Origin of the sequence: Archangium violaceum (assembly GCF_016887565.1) — a bacterium.
Classification (GTDB): Bacteria; Myxococcota; Myxococcia; order Myxococcales; family Myxococcaceae; genus Archangium; species Archangium violaceum_B.
Genome location: NZ_CP069396.1, coordinates 6,687,152 through 6,704,077, shown reverse-complemented (window position 1 = coordinate 6,704,077; position 16,926 = coordinate 6,687,152). Strand labels below are relative to the sequence as shown.

Genomic DNA, 16,926 nt, shown 5'->3' with positions numbered 1-16,926 from the left:
ATGAACCGGGCAGCCCCTTCGTTTTTTCGGGGTTCTTCAGGGTGCTACAGGCAGGGGATTACCGGCCCGGAGCGGACTTCACGGTGGGGGTGGAGCCGGGACGCAGCTCCTCGAGGATGCGGTCGGCCTTGTAGATCTTCTTGAGCGACTCGACGAGGGCCTCGCTGTGCACGCCAATGGCGCGGTTGGCGGTCTCGTCGTAGCCGTACTCACCACCGAGCGACTGCCTGTTGCCGTCGAACACGAGACCGACGATCTCCGCGTCCTTGCTGATGATGGGCGAGCCCGAGTTGCCGCCGATGATGTCGTTGGTGGTGACGAAGTTCATCGGGGTGCTGGCCGTCAGGTCCTTCTGGGCGGCGAGCCAGGATTTGGGCAGGGCGAACGGATCCTCACCGGTGTGACGGTCGAAGGTGGCGCCCATGGTGGTGAAGGGCTCCACCTTCTTGCCGTCCTCCATGTAGCCCTTCACCGAGCCGTAGGACAGACGCAGGGTGCCCGTGGCGTCCGGGTAGAGGTCGGTGCCGTAGAGGTCGAAGCGGGCCTGGGCGACCAGCTCGCTGTTCTTGCGGATGACGGCCTCGACTTCCTCCTCGTACTTCTTGCGGATGGCGCGGGCATCCGGGTCGACCAGGGCCGCCAGCCGGATCATCGCATCCGTGGAAGCGTCGATGGCCTTCTTGCCGCCGGTGAAGAGGGCCTCGCGGACCTTGGGATCGGCCAGCTTGGAGCCCTTGACCAGGCGGGTGGCCAGCGCCCGCGGAGACTCCTTGCCGAGCACCTTCTTCACGAAGGGGTGATCCGGCCCGAGCTCCTCGCGCATCTTGGTGAGGGAGAACGTCAGGTTGGCGATCTCCAGCTCCGGATAGAGGGGCGCCTTGCTCGCCAGCTGGGTCTTGAGGGCGGTCAGGCTGGCGTCGTTGAACCCGCGCAGGCGCTCCGAGTCCGGCTTGGGGAGCTCCTCGGCGGCGCGCACCAGGGTCCGGGCGAAAGCGAAGAGCTGCCCGCTGATGCCGGAGCCCTCCATGGCCTCGAACTCCTCGCGGATGTCGCGGTAGGCGTTCTGGGCGCGGGCGATCTCGTCCCAGGCGGCGCCATACTTCGCCTTCAGCTTCGGATCCGCGTTGACCTTCTGGCGCAGCTCCTGCTCGGCGGCGACCTTCTGGGCGAAGAAGTTCTTGTCGGACAGCTGCTCGAGCTTGCCCTTGTTGGCCTTGAGCGAGTTCTCCACCATGAGGAGCTGGTTGCTGGAGATGCGCTTCTGCTCGGGGCCGCGGTTCTGGAACTCGGTGGTCATCCCGCGGAACTCCGACTGCCGGAAGAGCGTCTTGGGCAGGGAGACGTCCCGCAGGTACTCGAGCTGGGCCACGGTCAGGCCACGCGAGGTCCTTCCCGGGTGGCCAGGGATGAAGGTGAGCTCGCCTTCCTTGGCGCCCTGGGCGGACCACTTGAAGTAGTTGTCGATCTTCGCGGGCTTGCCGTCCTTGCCGTAGACGCGCACGAAGGTCACGTCCAGGTCATACCGGGGGAACTCGAAGTTGTCCGGATCGCCACCGAAGGCGGCGGAGGCGTGCTCGGGGGCGAACACGAGCCGCACGTCCTGGAAGCGGTTGTACTTGTAAAGGTTGTACCGGCCGCCCTGGTAGAGCGTCACCACGTTGCAGCGGATGTCGTCGCTGGTGGCGCAGGCCTTTTCCAGCTTGGCCATCTCGGCCCGGAGGGTGTCGGCGTACTGCTTGCCGGTGAGGCCCTTGGTGGCGGTGTTGAACTGGGCGGTGACGTCGGTGATCTCAACGAGCTGGCTGACCTCGAGTGCCGGACACTGAAGTTCCTGGGCCTGGGTCTGGGCGTAGAAGCCGTTGGCGATGAGGTCCTTCTGGGCGGTGGACAGCTGCTGGATGCAGCCACGGGCACAGTGGTGGTTCGTCATCACCAGGCCGTTCGGGGAGACGAAGCTCGCCGAGCAGCCGCCGCCGAACTTGGCCGAGGACAGGCGCACCTTGTCGAGCCACGCCTGGGAGGGCTCGAAGCCGTACTTCTCCTTGACCTTGGCGGCGGGGAAGTTGTTGTACGTCCACATGCCTTCGTCGGCGAGCGCGGGGGCGGCGCCGATGAGGGAGGCGAGGATGAGCAGACGCTTCATGAGATTCCTTGGAGTCCTTCCGGGATCCGGAAGTGACGCGGTTTGTCCCGGGAACCGCCGGTCGCGGTCAAGTGGGGGGGAAATTCCCGGCCCCTGAACTCATGAACGGAACTTTGATTTCCAGGTCGCGGGAAGAAGTGCGGATGACGCGGCTCGTCGGTCGCCGGAGGCCTGGTGGGGACGGGGGAGGCGCCGCGAATCGGGCTTTGGAACCGCGGCCAGGAGGCCCTCGGGGAACCCGTGGGCTTAGTTTACATAACGCATCTTATCAGACGCAAGCTGTGGAAGCGGCCTAGTTTCGAGGGGTTGGCGCCCACTGCTCGGTTGCTGACCGCGTGGTTGGTGGGCGTCTCGCTGGTCGCTGGAGTGGTCGCGGAGGCGTCAACCCAACAGGTTCGATTCGAGGTCGCGCTGGAGCCCTCTCCGGGCTCGCGCACCCCCCGTCATTCGTCTGGGAGCCATCGTCGCGCGGGGTGGCTCCCGACACAGGCCCGGCGTGATCTCCCCTCCATTCAGGGGCGCACGCCTGGGCTTGTGGCTTTTCCCGCCGCGCGAGGAGCCACCCACATGCATAGCGACCCGAGTCAATACCCCCCACGTGGTACGCGCGCGGCGCTCGAGCTGCGCGCGCGGCAGATTGCCGAGCGCCGTGACGCGTTCCTGTCCCGTCTGTCGGGAGGGGTCCCCTGCACGCAAGAGGAGCGCGCCGAGTGGGCACAGCTGGTGGCGGACCGGCAGGAGGTCGAGAGCGCCCTTGAGCGGCTCGCCGTCGAGGAGCGCATTGCGAGCCACCAGGCGCGCGCTCAGGACGCGCGTGCCGCCGGGCTGCGGCGCATGGCGCACCACTACGAGAGCGAGGCCCAATACCTGCTGGAGCGCCTTGCCGAGGTGCGCCATGGCTAGCCGCCGAACGCACCTTTGGCCCCGTCGGGCGATTCGTCCGATTGAACGCCTTGTCCTTGCGGTCCTCTTCCAGGCGGGCTTTGCGTCTGCGCGCCAGGTGCAGCAGGCGCTGATGAGGCTGGACCCTGCGATTGCCGAGGAGATTGGCGGTTCTCCGACCGCCGGCGTCGTCCTCGGCGTTCTCGACATGTTGGCGCTGGCGGACTTCGTCACGTGCCTGGAGGACGGCACGTGGACGCTCACCGTGAGGGCCAGGGAGTTGATGCACCTCGGTGAGGCAGCGGCGAAGGGGCTCGCGGAGGTGGCTCGTGGCTGACTCCTGCCTCCCGGCCATTCTGGTGTGCCAGGCGTGCCACTTGGAGCCAGAGTCGTGCACGTGCAACCCGTTCCCCGCGTATCTTCCGGCGCCGAACTGCACATGCGGGCGACGTCTGGTGAAGAGCGCGCATGCCCGTCAGACCGACCCCAGTCCGTCGGCTCGCGCGGGAAGCTCGCGCGTCGAGGCGCTCAGCGTTGAGCTCAGCACTGCGGCGCGCTCGCTCCTCGGGGAACTCCGGCGCGAGCTGGGGGCCGCTCGCGAGTGTCTCCCAGGTCCCCTCGCGCCAGCGGGGGCCACGGCGGGTCTGACTGTTCTGCAACTCGCTGAGGTGGACGGTGCGATCGCGGGTACCCGCGACGCACTCCAGGCGATGACGCGACTTCTGGACGAGCTGGAGCGCCTGGGGGCGCGCCATGGATAGCACGGGGAAGCAGCACCGCCTGGCGCTCCCGGAACTGCTGGAGGAGCCGTCCGAGTCGTCCACCTGCTGGAACTGCGAGCAACCCTGGCACCCGGGCCCGTGCGGCCTGGGCCCAGAGGGGCCCTCGCCGGAGGCGGCCCCCCTCGACGGGCTGGCCGAGCCCGCGGGCGCGCCGGCAAGGCCCGCGCCTCCCTCCATCAGCTCCCCGCACGTGAAGAAGACCTTTCCCCTCCGGCTCAGCGCCAGCGAGCGTGAGGAAGGCAAGCGCGCCGCATCGCGGATGCCCTCATACCGTCCTGGGCCCTGGTACGGCGCCAACCGCTCGTGGACGGAGGCGGACTGGTGGCGCCTGGTGGGCGTCGACTGGGCCAATCACGTCAACGGCCTTCCCGCCGGCGTGGAACCGCGGCTCCCCAGCAAGGAGGTGAAGCTCCTGCAGGTGCGCATTGCGGAGCTGGAGCGCGCCGCGCCGGCGCACCAAGCGCGGCACCCAGCCGTGGAGCTGGAGCCGACTCCCGCGATCCTCGCGGGGGACTCCTTCGTGGCCATGTGCTCGGGGTGCGGGCTGTTTGTCTGCGCTCACCGTCCAAGAGCGCTCAAGGCCTGCCCGACCTGCGGTTGTGAAGTGTGGTGGGAGCAGACGCTCCCCGTGGGGCCGTTCCGCGCGGCGCAACAGAGCCAGGGGCCCGCGGAGAAGCCGGCGAAGCCGCGCCGCAGCTCGAGTCGGAGGGCCAAGCGATGACGACGCCTGCGAGGGAGCGCGCGACGGAGGCGCTGCTGGCGTACCACCGCCAACTGGAGGAGTTCCAGCAGGCGTGGGGTGCCGAGGTTGGAGCGTGGCTCGCCTGGACGACGATGGCGTCGGAGCGGGGTCCATCGGACCCGGACGTGGTCGAGCTGCGCGAGGCCTGGATGGTGGCGTTGAGGCGTCGCTACTTGGCTGCGGGTCCGCTCAACGTCGCGGGCATGGACCTGAACGACGCAGTGCGCGCGGTGGAGCAGGAGGTGCTGCATGGGTAGCACCTCCTGCCTGCTGCCCTCTGGCTCTCCGGGCCGAACGCCGGCGGAGCTTGCGTACCTGCGGACCCTCCAGTCCCACGGGCGCGCGCGCTCGACGCTGGGTGACGCTGTCCAGAACGAGCGCGCGGCATGGAGCGCGCTCCAGAGGCGCTTGGCCGAGAACGGGCCGGACAGCTCCGCGTGCGACGCCGCGCTGCGCACGTGGCTCGCCGCGCGGAGCGCCACGCGCGCCGCAGCGGAGCGCGTAGCCAACCTGGACGACATGTTGGCGCAGTGCATCCGCGAGTGGGCCGGCGAGCGCGCCGCGTCGTTCCGCCGCGTCGAGGCGGGACATGGGTAGCTCGCGCCCCAAACCCTGCCTGGGCTTCTCCCTCACCTGCGACTGCTCCATGTGCCGCGCTCGTCGTTTGCGCGGCCTGGAGCGGGCCGCCATGGTGGAGGAGCGCGCGCGGGAGCTGCGCCAGTGGGACGAGGAGGAGGGGCGTGTGCCCCCCCCTCCTCCACCGCGCGTGCCACTCAGGGAGGCCGCCGTGCGCGCACCTGAGTGGCGGGAGTTTTGGCAGTCCGTGGCGCGCTACGTGCGCGCCAACAGCACCACCACGGATGAATCACCCACAGCCGAGAACCGTGGCTCGGCACCGCGTCGCCCGTCCACGGGTTGACGCGCCAGCAGCGCGGCGCGCGCTCCCCGACTCCACCCGCCCCGGCCCTGCCGGTGCGCGGGCTGAAGCTGCCCCGCTCGGTCCTGGGCTGGGCGGACCGGTACGCAGTGGCGGACGACTTCCGCGCCCTGGGCGAGGCCTGGGGGGTGGACTATAAGCGCGAGGTGTACCGGTGGCGCTCGAGCGCGCCCGAGTTGCGCGCGCTCACTCCCGCGGCGTGTTTCCTCCTGGCGGTGCACGCCGTCGTGCCCGTGGGAATCCAGGCACCGCTCTACGAGTGGGCGCGCTGGCAGGGGAGCCACCGCAGCCACCTGGCGCGCGCGTTTTCTGAGCTGCGCGATGCGGGGCTGCTCGACCGGCACGAGCAGCTCCGCACCATTGAGCACCTCACCGCGGAGCTGCCGGAGGCTCAGCGCATTGCGGAGTGGACCGACCTGGCCGGCAAGGCCCGGCGCTTCGCCAACGTGTGGAGCATCTCCGGGCTCACCGACAAGGGCCGCGCCCTGGTTGAGCGAGTGGGCTTCGCGCAGCGCGTGACGGGGGGCGAGCTGCGGCGTGCCCGCGCGGGGTGCCTGGAGCGCCTGGCGCGGGCTTTGGCGCCCTCCCTGCGGGCCCTGGAGGCCCGGATCAGCCTCCCTTCCCCGCCCTCCAACGGGGCGTCCGAGGGCCCGCCCGGAGGAAAGGAGACACCTCACGCCGTGACGGACGGTAGTCTTAACTACGAGGGGTTGATAGAGCGCGGGCCCAGTTATCCACAGGCCGGCGAGCTTCGATTGCGCGCGGAGTCAGGAAGGGTTGTGGGGCTCGCTCCCTCCGTCGCTCGCAGTGTCCCGGAGAGTGGGCGCGCCCAAGGGGCCATGTCTCAAGCCTCTGGCGCAGTGCCTGGGGGGGCTGGCCGTGGGGGTGGGGTAACCGACCCGCTGCGCACGAACGCGGCCTATTGCGCCACCAAGGCCCGCTGGGAGCCCGTTTTCGAGAGGGTGCCTGCCCCGTGCCGTTGCCCGCGCCACGTGCGGCTATGGCGCGAGTACGAGGGCACCGGACACCACGTCTCCTCGTGCGCCTGGTCGCGCGCGGACCTGGAGCCGTACCACTGGCGCCGCAAGGGGTGGCGGCGCGTGGTGCGCCCCATTCTCACCGCGCCGGAGTTGTGGCCCGCGGCCTGGGCTCGTGCCACCGCCGAGGAGCGTGCGCAGCTGGTGGAACTCGCGCGCCCTGTCCTGCTCGAGGCCTGGCGCCTGGTCGAGGCGCAGCGTGCGGCTGGGGCCCGCGCGGCGCAATGCGAACTATTCCCGGAGAGTGGTGCGCTTTGACGCGCAGTGTGTCGCGCGCCGCGGCGTGGCATCTACTGCGCGCGCGCCTCTTCTTCCGGAGGGTCCGCAGGCAGGTTGTCCTTGTCGATGCGGATGCGCCACACGGAGCCAGCCAGCTTCCGCGCGTGAATGCGTCCCTCGACGCACCAACGGCGGACTGTCTCCTCATCACAGCCGGCGAGAGTTGATGCCTCTTTGATTGTCACCCAGCGCGGTTGCGGACACGACATGAGAGGGATTGTACCTGCGTCGCGGACATGGCGCGCAGCGTGCCGCCCCGTTGGGGAAATTGTGGTGGGGAATAGGCGCGCGCGCGCCACAGCGCGCGCCACGTGAAAGCGCCGGAACGCGTGTAGCTCCTTTCTGTCGCAACTTCTGTCACATCTCATTTCGTGACGGGGCAGGAGGGCGCCAGCAGCGGAATGGCCCGGACTCGCTACGGCAGCCGGCGCCGGCCAGAGAGCCCAGCGACCGCCCTCTTGTCCCTCACACCACTCTCTGGAGGACCCATGCCGGCCGAGACCATTCGTGAGAAGCAGTACCGCCTGGAGCAGGAGGCGCGCGAGGCCCGTGAGGGGCGCGCGGGCGTGCAGGACGTGGTGCAGGTGGCGCGCGTCGTCGCGCAGCCACGCGCCGCCCTCGCCATGGTGCGCGCCGCGCTCGACAAGATGGGCAGCGGCGACCGTCGCTCCGCCCTGGCCACGCGGCTCCAGGCTCTCGGCGTTCCGGTGACGCTCGAGGAGATGCCCACCGCCGAGAGCGACCTGGCGGAGCTGGAGAGCGAGGCCAACAAGCTCGAGCAGCACCCCGCGAAGTAGTCCCTCCCCTGCCCTCTCTCAGGTGACGCGCAATGCAACCCGACGAAGTCACGCCCAGTGACATGCCCTCCGAGCGGCACCAGGACGCCGGCGCGCCGCCCGAGGGGGACGCGCCGCGAGCCAGGCGCGAGCGCAAGCCGAAGACGCCGGAGCAGGCGCGCGCGAGCAATGCGCGCCGCGCCGTGTCCCGCCGCCTCGAGCGCCTCATGGCCGAGGGCAACATCGACCAGCTCGAGGCCGCCGCGGCCGCCCTCGAGGACGTGACGCCGGGAAAGCGCGGCAAGGGTGGGGAGCCCGCCGCGCCCGCGGAGAAGAAGCCGGCCGAGGGCCAGGACAAGGCCGCCGCGCTGCCCCCGGAGGACGAGGTGCGGTTGTGGGCCCCCGCCGCCGAGTCGCTGGCGAAGACGCTCGCCGCCGGCGTCAAGGGCACGCGCTTCGAGCAGAGCCCGGAGATTCAGCAGGAGCTGGCCGCCGCGCTCGCGCCGGTGATGGCCAAGTATGGCCCCGCGGTGATGACGACTCCGGAGGCCCGGCTCGGGCTCGTTCTGGCGGCGTGGCTCGCCAAGCCCACCGCCGAGCTCGTGGCGGAGAAGTTCTTCGGGGACGGTGGCAAGGCCGATGGCAATGCGCGCGCACTCCAGGGCGCCGGCACGCCGGTGGCCGCAGCATGAGCAAGGTCCGCCCCCCCAACATCATCATCGGTGACCAGGACGTTGTCCTGTTCGTCGGGAAGCGCGGCACGGGAAAGAGCACTCGCGCGAAGGCCGCTGCGGCCGGCTGCATGGCGCGCCGGCAGCGCGTCATCGCGTTTGACCCCTTCGACGAGTGGAGCCAACTCGGACGCGCGACCAAGCACGTCACCCTCGGGCCGCTCCCTCAGCGGCTGGAGTCCTGGCAACTGCTCGCGGACCCGGAGCTGCTGCACCGCCCTGGGCTCGCTGCTGCCATCGTCCCCGCCAGCAGGGACCCACAGGAGCGCGGGGTGTTCTTCTCGCGCCTGGTCGAGGCCATCGGTGACGCCGCCGAGGAGGACTCGGAGTTTTCCCTGGTGGTGTTCGCGGACGAGGTGGGCAACTGGGGGCAGTACGCGCGCAAGGCCCTCTCCATCATGGCGTGCGAGTCGCGGCACTGGGGCGCGCCCTTCTGCCCCGTCATGCAGCGCGCCGTCCAGTTGGAGAAGACGGCGCGCACCCAGGCCAGCCAAATCAACAGCGGGCGCCAGGATGACCCGGAGGACCTGGACGCGCTGGCGGAGGTCGCTGGAGCCACGTTTGCGGACGAGGTGTCGCGCCTCGCACCGAGGGAATGGCGTCACTGGACGGACGCCGTCGACGCGCCACGAGCGCAGAAAGTGCAGAAGAAGAGATGAACGTCAAGACCATCGCCGCCAGCGTGGTGATCACCATCGTCGCCACCGCGCTGCTCAAGAAGTTCGCCCCCGCGGCCGTGCGCGCCTACCTGTAGTCGGCACTGCCCTCCCCCACCCCACTTCCAACCGCCCGCGCGCGCACCTCGGCGCGCGGGCCTGCGAGGACTCCCAATGAAGTCGATTTCGACGCTGACCCTCACGGGCCCCAACACCTCGGACATGCTGGCGCGCGGCAAGCTGGACCTGGACGAGAACCGCCTGATGCAGGGCATCCGCTGCAAGGTGACGTTCCCCATCCAGAACACCTCGGGCGGGGCCATCACCCTCTCGGACACCCAGAAGCAGAGCCTGCTGGACGGCTTCCGCGTGAAGCTCTCCTATGGCAAGTCCAACCGCCGCATCCCCTACAACCTCCTGTCCCTCACGCGTATGCAGCGCATCGCGCGCCTGCTGCTCGGCTCCGAGTGGGAGGGCTACACCAACAGCTCCACCGGCCTGGCGCGCTCGCTCACCAACGGCACCACCACGCAGTGCGTGCTGTGGGTGGTCATCCCCACGGGCTACCTCTGGAACGACCGGGACTTCGTGCGCTTCTTCGGCGTGGGGCGCTACCAGGCCAAGACGATGCAGCTCGAGTGGAAGCGCGGCACCGACAGCCTGCCCTCGGGCTGCGCCTTCAACGGCAACATCACCGTGGAGGTGTTCCCGGACGACTTCAGCTGCGCGAAGTACCACAACCGCTTCACGTACCTGCCGGAGTGGCAGGAGGTCGACGAGATCGACAAGGTGGCGCGCCTGCCCCGCGGCCTGCCGCTCTACCTCAGCGAGGACTCGGCGGTGCAGCTGAGCACGGTCCTGTCGAACATCGAGGTCCGCATCGGTGAGGATGTCCTCTACACGGACATGTCCGCCATCGACGGGATGATCCAGAAGCTGGACGTCCCCAACGCGCCGGGCGAGTCCTACCTCAACGACCGGGAGACGCCGCTGTACTGGCCCCTCACGCCCGACGTGCGCATCAAGGACCTGCCCGCGGGCGAGCCGCGCCTGCGGCAGATTACGAAGACGCTCGGCACCGCGAAGTTCCGAGGCCTCATCATGCCCATCCCCGGCGAGGACGAGGTGCGCGAGGACATCCAGGACGTGGCGGGGAAGACCATCGCGAACAAGACCCTTCGCGCCGTCAACCTGGCGCGGGTGCTCGGCCTTCAGGACTACCCGGACCACCTGCACGCCTACGCGCCCATGGTGTTCTTCGACCAGACGGAGCCGGAGTTCGAGCAGTACGCGGGGCTCGTGAGCGACGCGGGCCGCCTGTTCGAGACCGGCGAGGCCGCGTCCGTCTTCATCCCCGCCTCTCTGCTCGAGCGTGCGCGCGGCGCCTACGCGCAGTACCGCGCCAATGGCGAGGCGCAGTCCGCCGAGGGCGTGGCGCAGCAGCTCGCGCTCCAGCTCCCGGGCGCAGTGCAGGACGTGCGCGGCTTCGCCAGCCGGGGCAGCCGCACCCTGGACGACGTGCGCAAGACCATCTCGTAGTCCCGGCGCCAGGCAGTCCCCTCCCCTCCGAGGTCCAACATGAACAAGGCTGTCGTCATCATCGGCGCGCTCGGAGCGGCGGGGGCTGCCTACGCGCTCACCCGAAGCAAGCCGCCCGCGGGGCCCACCGCGCCCCCTCCCCCTCCAGCTCCGCCGGTGCAGCCCGCCGGGCCGGTGGCGAGCCCGAGCACCGCCGGGGCGGGCGTTCCGGCAACCCCGGCCCCGGCGCCCGTCAACGTCGGGGCTCCGACGCTGCCCCCGGTCCTCTCCGGTGCCTCCCAGGCGCTCTCGACGGTGGCGAGCACGGCCGCCATGGTGGGCGTCGGGCTCAAGGCGGCGGATGCGATTGGAACCGTCGTCGAGAAGGTCGCCGGCGAGGGCGCGGGCAACCTGGCGCGCGTCTTCGCTCCGGCCGCGGTGGGCTTCGGCGTGAAGGGCGTCACCGAGAAGGCCCTCACGGCCATTGGTGTGCCCGCACAGGTCACCAAGGTCATCAGCCAGACGACGGGCATTGCGGCTGCCACCGGAGGCCTGGGCGTGCCCATCAAGCTCACGGCCGAGGTGGTGAGCGCCGGCATCGGGCTCGTGGCCGGGAAGAAGGTGGAGCAGGACGTGCGCAGCGTCTTCCGGGCCATCGACCCCTCCAATAGCAAGAACATCACGTCGAAGCCGTTCTCTGCCATCGGCTCCGCGGTGAAGTCCCTGGGCAGCCTCTTCGGGAAGAAGTGATGAACAACACCACCGTCATCATCAGCGTCGCCGCCATCGCCGCAGCCGCCGCCGTGGCCGTCTACGTCACCCGTCAACGCAATGCGCCCGTGTCGGCCCCCGCGGTCGTGTCGGGTCTTCCTGTTCCCACTTCTACGGCTGTCGCAGTTTCCTCTCCGGCTCCGAAGACATCTTCAGTGACGACGACGGTGAGCAACACCGCCAACGCCATCAACACCATCGTCAACACGGGTACGCAGATCTTCAACACGGTCAAGGGTCTGTTCGACCGCATCCGCTTCTGAGCCTCACCCACGCAGCACCAGAGAGGAAGTCATGGCCATCACTCCCATCGACGTCACCATTTCGGACACCACCGCCCAGAAGCTCTCCGGGCCGGGGCGCGGCTTCTCGCTCAAGCCGCTGACGAACGCCATCACCGGCAACCCCATCCCGTTCTCGGCGCGCGTGCGTCTGAACGCGGACACCAACAACGTGCACGTCGTCGAGGATGACCGGGCGCTCTACTTCGACGGCGGCTTCTCCCAGCTTGAGCTGCTCGGAGGGACCGCCGGCGACAGGTGGCACCTGAACCTGATGGAGTACGCCGGCGACTCCATCAGCGGCGGCGTCACTGCAATGCGCTCGGCGTCGCCCATCATCGCCCAGAAGTCGACCTGGTCCGCGGCCGAGCTCGCGCGGAACACCGTCTGGTACCTCCCCTCTGTCACCGGGACCGTGGTGAAGGTGAGCAACACCAGGCCGGAGCCGTTCGACGTGAGCGGCTACACGCACCTGGTGCTCTTTGTGACCAACGACATCGCGCCTGACGACGCCACGCCCGGAAGCAGCCCGGTGCTGGAGGTGCTGATCGAGGTAGCGGGGGCTCCCAACGCGTCCACCGAGGCCCCGTATGGCTCCTTCCTGCACCAAGTGGCTCTTGGGGAGCAGCGGATGGTCTTCGTTGGTGCCGGGATGGCGGTCAACCTGGAAAACGAGGTCCCGCAGTCGGTCATCCTCCAGCGCTACCCCTGGGTGCGGCTGGGCTACCGGGTGACGGATGGGGTCAACAGCACCCTCACCAGTGCCGGCGTCTCCGAGGTGCGGTTGGTGGGGCTGCGCTGAGCCATGGCCGCCGCCACCGCGCAGCAGTCACAGCAGATTGACGCCGCGGTGGCGGAGCTGCGGCGCCAGTACCGCGCGGGCCTCGCTCGAGTCGAGGCCAACGCGGGGGGCTTCTTCCCCAGCTCCGAGCAGCAGGCCATCCGCAAGTCCTACCTGGACATGGGCGTGCTGCTCGAGCAGTGGGCCAGCACCTATCGCCGCTGGGCACTGGCCGGGAGGCGCGACGACGGCTCCGAGTACACGGTCGAGCGCTTCCTGGACTTCGGCCGCAACGACCTGGCCGACGCCGTCCAGAAGATTTCCGCGGAGGCCTACGACCGCAGCTTGTTCGCCGCGGTGAAGGCCGCCGCGGGGAGCATCGTCACTCCGGGGGCGTGGCCCTCGTGGGTGAAGTGGACGGCCGGCGCGCTCGCGCTCGCGGCCGTCACCGTCATCGCAGTCAACCTCGCCCGCGCGGCGAAGTGAGGTGCACCGTGGAACCACGAGATGCGTTGCTGGCCGTGGCGGCCTTCGCCGGTAGCTACCTGGGCCAGCGAGTGACGCGCAGCACGCTCGCGCAGCTGGTGCGCGATGCGGTGCACGCGGAGCTGCGGGGGAAGGACGGTGTGCTGTCGCGCATCGCGGCCCTCGAGGAGCGCGGCACGCGGTACTTGCGCGAGCTGGTGCGGCTGCGCGGGCGCGTGCGGCGCTTGGAGCCGGAGGGCGGTGCGAGCCATGTCAAGTAACCGCTGGGCGCTGGCCGCCGCCGGCGCCGCCATCCTCGGAGGCCTCGTGTACCTCGCCACCCGTCGCACCAGTCGCTTTGCTGTGCAGCTGCGCTCCATCATGCCGCGCCTCTCCCTCGTGGATGCGGGGCGGTACGCGGGCGAGCTGCTGGCGGCCATGGACGAGGGGGGCATCACCACGCCCGCGCGCCAGGCCGCGTTCCTCGCGCAGCTCGCGCACGAGTCCGGAGAGCTGCGGTACATGGAAGAGCTCGCCAGCGGAGAGGCCTACGAGGGCCGCAAGGACCTGGGCAACACGCAGACGGGCGACGGACGGCGGTACAAGGGCCGTGGTCCCATCCAACTCACCGGCCGCTCCAACTACCGCGCCGCCGGCGACGCGCTCGGCCTTCCGCTCGAGCAGCAGCCGGAGCTTGCAGCGCAACCCGATGTGGGCTTCCGCGTGGCCGCGTGGTTCTGGCGCTCGCGGGAGCTGAGCGCGCTGGCCGACGCCGGCAACTTCCGCGAGGTCACCCGCCGCATCAACGGCGGCTACAACGGCCTGGATCAGCGGGAGGCCTACTGGTCCCGCGCGCGCCAGGTACTCGGAGCCTGACCCATGCTGGACACGCTGATTCTCTACTGCCTGCTCCGCCGCGCCCTCCGTGCGGCGGGCCGCTGACCCTCGCCACACCCGCCGGAGGTACCGCAATGCATCCGTCCGAGAACCCCACTCCCCCCACGCCCAGCAAGGCGTTTCCAGACTTCAACAACAACGGCATCGCGGACTACCGTGAAGGGTGGTTCTGGCGCACCACCTGGCGCGCGTTTCGCTGGGCGGTGCATCGCTTCGCGGCGCCGCACACGGTGCTGTACAAGGCCGTCGAGGTGGCCGACCAGGCGCATGCCGCCATCGGCGCCGGCGCCGAGGACCTGGAGCTGCACGCCGTCTTCCCCGAGGGCGCCAAGGTGCCGCCGTCCTTCGATGTCTGTCCCGCCTGCAAGCGGTGAGCACCCGGCAGTAGTAGCCAGGGGCGGGGGTTGAGCTGCTCGAGCAGCTCCTCCCGCCCTTGTCGCGTCCGGCCCTCCACGCGCGTCCTGCAGGAGCGCAATGCGACGCATCGAGCGACCGCATTGCGCACGCCCTCGATGTCAGCGCGCGGGCTGCTCGCCCCCATCAACCGAGGTGGGCACCGGGCGAGGCGTCGCCACCGGCAAGAGACACTTGCCTTCGTGTGCGACCGTCTGGGGCGGGCACTTAGGCGGCTTCATCGCCAGCTCGAGCCAACACACCCCAGACAGCTCCGTCTCGAGGCCTGCGGTGCAGGGGGCCCGCTTCTGGTTGGGCACTGGGTGTGGCGCTGAACCAGGCCGCACCGGAACTGGATCGCTCTGCACGTCGACCGGCCAGGCCTCGCCAGCGAGCGGCGGTTGGGCGGGTTCCACGACGGGACCGAGGGCGGCGGGCACCAGCACTAACAGAACCATGGCCGCGGCAGTCGCCACTGCGTGCCAGCGCCGGCGCGCCGGGGGCTCAGAACGTGGCGTGCGGCGCGGCGGCAAACGACGTGCGGGAGGCATTCTGGCACAGGCCATGTTTGCCACCCTACACCCCACCCTCCCCAGGGCACATGGGGCCTCGACGTGCGTGGAGAGCGCCAGAAGATTGGCGCGTCAACCGCGCAAGCGACGCAATGCGCGTCACTGAGGTCTTGCATTTTTCTTGGCGCGCGAGCAGCCTTTGTCCCGTCCGCTGCGGGAAACTGCGGCGGGCACCGGGGAGTGTTAGCGCACTCGACCCGGTGCCCTGTCTCGACGTTTTGCCGACGCCGAGCATCCTGGTGGGTTCATGCGTTTGCCGCGCAGGGACACGCCCGGTTGGCACCCGGAACCCGGAAAGTGTGCACGTCGCTCCGCTAAGGGCGCGTTGTACGTGCTGAGCCAGAAGGGCTGGCGCGTGGTGGCGTCCCGTGGGGGCAATTTCCGCTGTTACAGGTAGCACGACCGGTGCCCTGCTGGCAACGCAATCACTGCCGACCTGTCGGGTTGGCGTGCGCCCAGATGGCCCAACGCATCTTATCGGACTCCATGTCAGAGGGAAACGGGGTGGCGCCGGGCGTCGTTCTCCAGCACCCGGTGCCCGGCTTTCACGCTTCTCGCCCCGGGCGTTGAGACATAGGGTCTCCGGCCCCTATGCGACTCCTCCGTTTGAGCTTCGCCGTCTGCGCGGCCGCGCTCGTCGTGGCCGGATGTCCCAAGCCCTCCGCCCCCACCGACGACGCGGGCGTCACTGCCCCCGGGTCCGAACCGGACGTGGGCGTCGACGCCGGTCCGGGCCCCGCGTCGTTCACGCTGCAGTCCATGCTCTCGGATGCCGGACTGGAAACCATTCCCCTCGTTGGCGAGGAAGAAGGCCGTCCGCTCATCGATCCCACGTCGACGCTCGAGCTGCGCAGCACGCAGGTACTCCGGAACTACCGCGTCCGCCTGTTCGACGAGGTCGATCGCGCCATGGTCTCGGACGACACCGCCGAGGAATCCCCGGCCGGGCTGCTGTACCGCATCTCCCTGCCCACACCGCTCAAGACCGGCCACAAGTACACCCTGGTCATCGACGCACAGACCGGCACGTCGATGACCGACGCCCAGGGCCGCGAGGTCGCCGACCTCCGGATTCCCTTCCAGGTCTCCGGCGAAAAGGAAAAGCCCCAGCCGCCGGCGAAGAAACAAAAACAGCGCCGGCGCTGACGCCGGGTCTCCACCGGCGGCTCCGCGGCCCGGATCATTCCCCTGGCACCGCGGAGCCCCCGCGCAACTCAATGTTCGGTCCGCCGAGGCGGCGTCTCCGGGAATACATCCGGTTCGAGCACGTCCGCGGACTCGCGCAGCAACTCCGCCTCCTTCACGGCCAGGAGCACCTCCCGCGCCGCCTCCGGCCGCCCATACGTGCGCCCCTGGACCACGAGGAACTCCCGGAGCGCGTCACGCAGCTCCAGGCCGGACTGGTAGCGCTCGGAGGGCTCTCTCCGGAGCGCCCGGTGCACCACGGCTCGCAGCGGCTCCGACACTCCCTGGGCCGCCCGCTCCACGTCCTCCGGACCGAAACGCGCGATGCGTGCCGCCATCTCCGTGACCGGTACCCAGCTCGGCTCCTCGCAACGCACCTCGGCCAGCGTGGCCGGAGCCGGGCCGGCTTCCCGCGCCGATTGCTCCACGTCCTCCAGGTCATACAGGTGCCTGCCCGTGAGCAGCTCCAGCATCACCAGCCCCAGCGAGAACAGATCCGAGCGGTGATCCACCTTCTCCAGGCGCATGCGCTCCGGGGATGCATAGGCGATGTCCCCGCGCAGCACGGAGGCCGTGGTGGCCTCCCGCCCAGGCAGCAGCGAATACGCCACGCCGAAGTCCACCAGCTTCACCTCGCCGCTGCTTCCCACCCGGACGTTCTCCGGGTTGATGTCCCGGTGGACGATGCCCAGGGGCCGCCCGAGCTCGTCCTCCAGCGTGTGCGCATGGTGGAGCGCGTCCGCGACCTCGGACACCACATGGCAGACGAAGGCCTCGGACATGGGCCGCTGCCGCATGGCCGACACGCTCAGCACCGTCTCCAGGGAGCGGCCGTCCACGTACTCCATCACCACGTACGGCAGCCCCCCGTGCAGCACCAGCTGGTACACCTTGGCGATGCCCGGATGGCTGAGCCGGTACGCCAACTGGACCTCTTCCTTCAGCCGCTGCTTCTGCTTCTCACTGACCGGCCGCGACAACCGCTTGATGATCACGGAGCCCGCCGGGCCCTGGGCATAACGGCGCCTGGCGAGCATCAGCTCACCATTGTTCCGCCTCCCCAATCTACGAATGAGTTCGTAGCGGGTCCCATTCGAG

The 16,926-nt window shown here is 69.7% G+C and carries 22 protein-coding genes; 19 read left to right on the top strand and 3 right to left on the bottom strand.

The window, feature by feature from the left end:
- Positions 1-58: 58 nt before the first annotated feature.
- A complete protein-coding gene (locus tag JRI60_RS26955; RefSeq protein WP_204218747.1) occupies positions 59-2,143 on the bottom strand; it encodes a S46 family peptidase in 2,085 nt (694 codons plus the stop codon).
- A 567-nt stretch (positions 2,144-2,710) separates the two neighbouring features.
- Between JRI60_RS26955 and JRI60_RS26950 the strand changes: the two genes are divergently transcribed.
- From JRI60_RS26950 to JRI60_RS26920, 7 genes are all read left to right on the top strand, one after another.
- Positions 2,711-3,046: a hypothetical protein gene (locus JRI60_RS26950; protein ID WP_204218746.1), complete on the top strand. Its 336-nt coding sequence runs from the start codon at positions 2,711-2,713 to the stop codon at positions 3,044-3,046.
- 112 nt (positions 3,047-3,158) lie between these two features.
- A complete protein-coding gene (locus JRI60_RS26945; protein WP_204218745.1) occupies positions 3,159-3,362 on the top strand; it encodes a hypothetical protein in 204 nt (67 codons plus the stop codon).
- A gap of 416 nt (positions 3,363-3,778) precedes the next feature.
- Positions 3,779-4,528: a hypothetical protein gene (locus JRI60_RS26940; RefSeq protein WP_204218744.1), complete on the top strand. Its 750-nt coding sequence runs from the start codon at positions 3,779-3,781 to the stop codon at positions 4,526-4,528.
- Entirely contained in the window at positions 4,525-4,806 is a 282-nt protein-coding gene (locus tag JRI60_RS26935) for a hypothetical protein (RefSeq protein ID WP_204218743.1), read from the top strand. Before JRI60_RS26940 ends, JRI60_RS26935 begins: the two co-directional genes overlap by 4 nt.
- On the top strand, positions 4,799-5,146 hold the full coding sequence (locus JRI60_RS26930; RefSeq protein ID WP_204218742.1) for a hypothetical protein: 348 nt from the start codon (positions 4,799-4,801) through the stop codon (positions 5,144-5,146). The genes JRI60_RS26935 and JRI60_RS26930 overlap by 8 nt, the downstream gene beginning before the upstream one ends.
- Entirely contained in the window at positions 5,139-5,468 is a 330-nt protein-coding gene (locus tag JRI60_RS26925) for a hypothetical protein (protein ID WP_204218741.1), read from the top strand. Before JRI60_RS26930 ends, JRI60_RS26925 begins: the two co-directional genes overlap by 8 nt.
- A 53-nt stretch (positions 5,469-5,521) precedes the next feature.
- Positions 5,522-6,781 carry a hypothetical protein gene (locus tag JRI60_RS26920; protein WP_204218740.1) on the top strand — a complete coding sequence of 420 codons (1,260 nt, stop codon included), beginning with the start codon at positions 5,522-5,524 and terminating at the stop codon, positions 6,779-6,781.
- 32 nt (positions 6,782-6,813) lie between these two features.
- Here the strand turns inward: JRI60_RS26920 and JRI60_RS55175 are convergent, their stop codons facing one another.
- A complete protein-coding gene (locus JRI60_RS55175) occupies positions 6,814-7,011 on the bottom strand; it encodes a helix-turn-helix domain-containing protein (RefSeq protein WP_204218739.1) in 198 nt (65 codons plus the stop codon).
- Between the two features lie 279 nt (positions 7,012-7,290).
- On the opposite strand from JRI60_RS55175, the gene JRI60_RS26910 reads away from it, so the two are divergent.
- From JRI60_RS26910 to JRI60_RS26860, 12 genes are all read left to right on the top strand, one after another.
- Positions 7,291-7,599: a hypothetical protein gene (locus tag JRI60_RS26910; RefSeq protein ID WP_204218738.1), complete on the top strand. Its 309-nt coding sequence runs from the start codon at positions 7,291-7,293 to the stop codon at positions 7,597-7,599.
- Between the two features lie 32 nt (positions 7,600-7,631).
- Positions 7,632-8,270, top strand: coding sequence for a hypothetical protein (locus JRI60_RS26905; RefSeq protein ID WP_204218737.1), 639 nt, complete (start codon positions 7,632-7,634; stop codon positions 8,268-8,270).
- Positions 8,267-8,968 carry a type IV secretion system DNA-binding domain-containing protein gene (locus tag JRI60_RS26900; protein WP_204218736.1) on the top strand — a complete coding sequence of 234 codons (702 nt, stop codon included), beginning with the start codon at positions 8,267-8,269 and terminating at the stop codon, positions 8,966-8,968. The genes JRI60_RS26905 and JRI60_RS26900 overlap by 4 nt, the downstream gene beginning before the upstream one ends.
- 171 nt (positions 8,969-9,139) lie before the next feature.
- Complete coding sequence (locus JRI60_RS26895) at positions 9,140-10,504, top strand: hypothetical protein (protein ID WP_204218735.1); 1,365 nt, start codon at positions 9,140-9,142, stop codon at positions 10,502-10,504.
- A 39-nt stretch (positions 10,505-10,543) separates the two neighbouring features.
- Positions 10,544-11,233, top strand: coding sequence for a hypothetical protein (locus JRI60_RS26890; protein WP_204218734.1), 690 nt, complete (start codon positions 10,544-10,546; stop codon positions 11,231-11,233).
- A complete protein-coding gene (locus JRI60_RS26885; RefSeq protein WP_204218733.1) occupies positions 11,233-11,517 on the top strand; it encodes a hypothetical protein in 285 nt (94 codons plus the stop codon). The genes JRI60_RS26890 and JRI60_RS26885 overlap by 1 nt, the downstream gene beginning before the upstream one ends.
- A 31-nt stretch (positions 11,518-11,548) precedes the next feature.
- A complete protein-coding gene (locus JRI60_RS26880; RefSeq protein WP_204218732.1) occupies positions 11,549-12,337 on the top strand; it encodes a hypothetical protein in 789 nt (262 codons plus the stop codon).
- 3 nt (positions 12,338-12,340) lie between these two features.
- Positions 12,341-12,802, top strand: coding sequence for a hypothetical protein (locus JRI60_RS26875; protein WP_204218731.1), 462 nt, complete (start codon positions 12,341-12,343; stop codon positions 12,800-12,802).
- A gap of 8 nt (positions 12,803-12,810) precedes the next feature.
- Positions 12,811-13,062, top strand: coding sequence for a hypothetical protein (locus tag JRI60_RS53560; protein WP_239469745.1), 252 nt, complete (start codon positions 12,811-12,813; stop codon positions 13,060-13,062).
- Positions 13,052-13,657 (top strand): glycoside hydrolase family 19 protein, encoded by a 606-nt coding sequence (locus JRI60_RS26870; protein WP_239469744.1) that lies wholly within the window; start codon positions 13,052-13,054, stop codon positions 13,655-13,657. Before JRI60_RS53560 ends, JRI60_RS26870 begins: the two co-directional genes overlap by 11 nt.
- A gap of 95 nt (positions 13,658-13,752) precedes the next feature.
- Positions 13,753-14,052, top strand: a complete 300-nt coding sequence (locus JRI60_RS26865) for a hypothetical protein (protein ID WP_204218729.1) — start codon at positions 13,753-13,755, stop codon at positions 14,050-14,052.
- Positions 14,053-15,249: 1,197 nt separating this feature from the next.
- A complete protein-coding gene (locus tag JRI60_RS26860; protein ID WP_343213340.1) occupies positions 15,250-15,789 on the top strand; it encodes a hypothetical protein in 540 nt (179 codons plus the stop codon).
- 68 nt (positions 15,790-15,857) lie between these two features.
- Here the strand turns inward: JRI60_RS26860 and JRI60_RS26855 are convergent, their stop codons facing one another.
- The gene (locus JRI60_RS26855; RefSeq protein WP_239469743.1) at positions 15,858-16,865 is read right to left on the bottom strand and encodes a serine/threonine-protein kinase; all 1,008 of its coding nucleotides are present in this window, start codon (positions 16,863-16,865) and stop codon (positions 15,858-15,860) included.
- Positions 16,866-16,926: the final 61 nt, after the last annotated feature.